The sequence below is a fragment of the Alkanindiges illinoisensis genome (genome assembly GCF_004377485.1).
GTDB lineage: Bacteria > Pseudomonadota > Gammaproteobacteria > Pseudomonadales > Moraxellaceae > Alkanindiges > Alkanindiges illinoisensis_A.
The window spans coordinates 1-3,931 of sequence record NZ_SNTY01000054.1 but is presented as its reverse complement, the minus strand read 5'-3'; the positions used below and the strand labels follow the sequence as shown (position 1 = coordinate 3,931).

Sequence of the window (3,931 nt, the reverse complement as noted above, 5' to 3'; positions counted from 1 at the left end):
TGAAAACCTTCAAAATCTTTGCTGAGCGTTATCGAAATAGAGGTAAAAGGCTTGGTTTGAGATTCAATTTAATCGCTGGAATCTACAACTTGGAACTGAGCAAAAAATGATTTATGAAAGAGGTCTAATGAGTTTACCATAATCGGCAATCCGGGTCTGCTTAAAAGGCTTTTGATTCCATAAGCCAAACAGCCCGACAATCTGTCCACCGCGTTTTACAATATAAAAATCATTGATGCTTAAGCCGGTCCAGTAAGGGTCTTGTGCCACTAATCCCTTAAAATCATAGGCTGGCAAAAAGTTATAGTAATCAGCCATATGACGAATAAAACGGTTTACGGCACTGATGTCACCACGCGTCATATTGACAACAGACAAATTGCGGTTGAGTTCTTTTTTAACCTTAAAACCGGTCAGGGTATGGGTTTCGACCTGATCCGCCACATAATGTGCCGGAACACCCGGACGGTTTTCATGCAATACCTTACGGGCAACCACGTTGTCATTCAAAATAACGGTTTGATACACCTCATCCAGTGGCAAGCAATTTTTAACATAGCTCATCAACAGGCTGATCAAGCCCTTACCCCGCGTGGTTTTGCCAATCCGCAAGTCACCGACATAGCGCAATGGTTTAACCATGCCGTTAATAAAGCAGTTACGGGTTCCCAAGTTAAACATTGCCAGAATTTTTTCAGGCTGCTCATCGGCAACCATCACCAGAACACGCGGCTGCTCGTACTGGGTCTGCGTGGCCTTAAAATAGCTGGGATAGCGCTCAAACGATAACAACACGCCGTTAGACGGCATGGATTCAGCTATTAGCTTAACCAGTTGCTGGTCATCTACAGGACGTGCAGGCCGAATGTGCAAGCCTTCAACCGCTTTGGTTCTGTAGATTTCGTTTTCAGGCTGGGTTACAGGTTCGGCCAGTGCCTCAGCAGTCGCATCAATCATGATTTATATCCTTTTTACCATTCAGCAGGTTTATAGTTCAGCTGGTACGCTGGTATTTTTTAGTGCACTGATATGTATTTTCTTGAGTGGTTCAGGCTTGATATTGCCTTCAATCATGCCGCTTTGCATGGCCAGCTGTTTATAGTAATGCCAGCCGTCATCCACACAGATTGCCTGTGCTGGCGCCAGTTGGCCCAGATTACGTGCCAGCTCATAATGGAAATTTTGCTTGAGGTGATTGTCAACAAAGGCAGCGCAGGGCTGATTTTGTTGAGTACCTTCAAACACTGCCAGATAGTAAGGCTTGGCCTGCCCTTCGGTATCAATCGCCAGCAGTGAAACCGGCTTGCAATGCTGGACAGTTTGCGCAGCGCTTTGCAAGGTGCTCATGGCGGCGCTGGGATCTAGCTTCTCTCCCACCAGATCGACCCCAAAACGGCGGCCCTTGAAGGTAAAGCACGGCAAGCTGCCATAAAAATCGCTGACTACCAGATGATCGTCCATGCAATAACGCATCAGGCCACTGCCAGTGGTTAATATTGGGCTGACTTCATCACCACACTTCAGTTCCCAGCTTGGCACAATTTTACCTGTAGTCAGATTTTCAAATTCATAAAAATGGCTTTGATACGCCAGTGGATAATAGCCATCATAAGGAATGGTTACCACGCCTTCGGTGGCCCATAGTCCCTTGCCCTCAAACCCGGCAAATGGCAAGCGTGTTTGCAGTTGCTGTGCCCATGCTTTTGCACCTGCAGTATCCCAGCAGGACACCAGACACAGGTTAGGCCATAAGGCTTGCCAATCCATAAGCGGTTTGCTTAACAAGCGTTCTAGTATCTGGGCACGGCGCCGTGATTTAGGCACTTTAACCTGCGCCAGCGAGTTCTGCCGCTGCCCCCAGCTATCCGTTCTTAACACCTGTACAATGTCTGCACCCCATAACGGCATATTGTCCAGTAATTGCAGGGCAAAGGTAGGACTCCAGACTGACAGCATACTCAGGTGGGCATCAGCCACCAGATAGCATAAGGTTGCAAACAGTGCATCATCAGCATTGCCTGCAAAGGCCACGTCTGAAGGCACAGCTTGCGTATACTGGCTTAGAATGCGCTTGCCCCAGTCCAGCAAGACACTGTCATCATTAAGGTTAGCATCAGTGAGCAGATGGCGCTGGCTTTCCGGCAGCCATGAAATTGACCAGTAATGCGAACCTTGCTTGAGCTTGGGATGCAGGCGATACATGCTGCTTAACCATGGACCAATTGCAGCGTCTAGCTCGTCTAAAAAATCCTGATAATAGGGAATAAACTTGATACTTTCACTGGAACCACTGGTCGGCTGATAACGAACCAGCTTACTACGGCTCAGGCCCTGACTACCCTGCCGCATCTGTTCAATCTGGGGCTTCCAGTCACTGTAACGGGTTAGCGGTAACTGTGCAGCAAAGCTTTCATAGTTTTTGATGCGCTGTGGTGTTTTGGGCAGATGCAGCTGTTTGAGGATTTTAGCCAGCTTTTTGCGCTGTACCTGCTCCAGCTTTTGTCTCTGACTGCTAAAGCGCTGGTCAGCCTTGCGGCAAACCAGCGCCAGTGCCTGATGACTTACTTGCGCAAACAGATTCATGGCTTATACCGACTGGGTTTTATTTGCCAATAAGGCATCCAGCTTGCCCTGACTGATTGGCTTGGTAATAAACCGCTGTGCATACTTGGCAATTTCCTGCCAGGTAATTTCACCAACACACGGCAGCTCTGTACCCTGTACCCAGTTTGGATTACGCTCTTCAAAGAACTTGATCTTGGGCTTGGTGCTACGCATGATCTCAGTAATCGGCGCAACACTTTCCTTTAATGGCTGATAATCATTGCCAAAGTTAAGAATTTTGCTGGCAGGATCATAATAATCACTAAAATACTGGCGGCAGTAGCTATCGACAATACCGGACAAGCGCTGGTTTTTACCCTTGAAATGTGGATAGTAGGTAAAGAAGTTATTGGCCAGTAGTAAATAGGTTTTAAACCCTTTGGAAATCAGCATCCAGTACACAGGCTCCGTCGGATGCTTTACTTTTTCCGTGATCAGGTAAATGTACATGGCACGCTGCAAGGCCCGGGTGCCCCAGAATTCCTTTTCAATGACTGTATCGCCGCTAAACAGCGCATGATAGGTTCTGTCACCGGTTTTAATATCACACTTCATGAGTGTGGAAAAACCCACAATGCGGTCTGTTTCAGGGTGACGGATAATAAAAGCACCGGTTTTTTTATGGAAATCATGCTGGAAGATATCAAAGCTGGTGTTTTCATAATATTTTTCATAGATGCTGTACATGATTCTAAGGTCTTGTACTGAAAACTGTTCCACTTTTTGGAATTTGGCTTTTAATTCAGGTTTAGGCAGTTTAAAAAATTTCATATTGACCGATCCTAGAATGGTTCTGCTTGGAACACAGGTTTTTTAAAATCGGATATTTAACGAAGGATAAGCATATTATTTATATTGGCTCATTGCGCCCTTAAGGAATATGCCTTTAATCTCTATCAATGTTTCAATAGTTTTGACATGACGTTAATTATCCTCGAACATGCTTTCGTCCACCTGAATTTCCCTCAACCCTAAATTTTTATGCGGAAATAGAGATGTCAGCGAAGCGAGGACTGGAAGTTTTCCACACTCCGCATTCACGCACAATGAGAAATAGCTTACAACCTAGTAAGCCATAACGTCATATTTTTATTTTTTTAAGCAAAAAATGACAAAAAATGCCAATAAATTCACCAATTTTGGTCAATAAATAAGCCCCTGTCACATAGGTAACAGAGGCTATTTTTTAAGTTAACAATCTAGGGCGTGTCCTCATTTGAAGAATTGGTTTTAAATACTTAAAATCTTCCTTTGAGTTATTTTTATTTCTATATTTTCAATGGCACGTACTCTTCTTACCGATGATATCTGGCAGCAAATTCAAGAT

At 45.0% G+C, this 3,931-nt stretch carries 3 protein-coding genes and 1 pseudogene; 1 reads left to right on the top strand and 3 read right to left on the bottom strand.

Annotated elements, in window-relative coordinates; genetic code table 11:
- Positions 1-110 (top strand): annotated as a pseudogene (locus tag E2B99_RS11215) (IS5/IS1182 family transposase); the annotation flags it as partial.
- Between the two features lies 1 nt (position 111).
- On the opposite strand, the gene E2B99_RS11210 reads toward E2B99_RS11215, so the two are convergent.
- The 3 genes from E2B99_RS11210 to E2B99_RS11200 are packed head-to-tail and all read right to left on the bottom strand — an operon-like array spanning position 112 to position 3,375.
- Positions 112-957, bottom strand: coding sequence for a hypothetical protein (locus tag E2B99_RS11210; protein WP_134245032.1), 846 nt, complete (start codon positions 955-957; stop codon positions 112-114).
- A 30-nt stretch (positions 958-987) separates the two neighbouring features.
- Positions 988-2,583, bottom strand: a complete 1,596-nt coding sequence (locus E2B99_RS11205) for a GH3 family domain-containing protein (RefSeq protein ID WP_134245031.1) — start codon at positions 2,581-2,583, stop codon at positions 988-990.
- 3 nt (positions 2,584-2,586) lie between these two features.
- Complete coding sequence (locus E2B99_RS11200) at positions 2,587-3,375, bottom strand: hypothetical protein (RefSeq protein WP_134245030.1); 789 nt, start codon at positions 3,373-3,375, stop codon at positions 2,587-2,589.
- Positions 3,376-3,931: the final 556 nt, after the last annotated feature.

Bases quoted from the DNA above. Each gene is read 5' to 3' on its own strand.
- E2B99_RS11210 (WP_134245032.1), bottom strand. From the start codon at position 957: ATGATTGATGCGACTGCTGAGGCACTGGCCGAACCTGTAACCCAGCCT.
- E2B99_RS11205 (WP_134245031.1), bottom strand. From the start codon at position 2,583: ATGAATCTGTTTGCGCAAGTAAGTCATCAGGCACTGGCGCTGGTTTGC.
- E2B99_RS11200 (WP_134245030.1), bottom strand. From the start codon at position 3,375: ATGAAATTTTTTAAACTGCCTAAACCTGAATTAAAAGCCAAATTCCAA.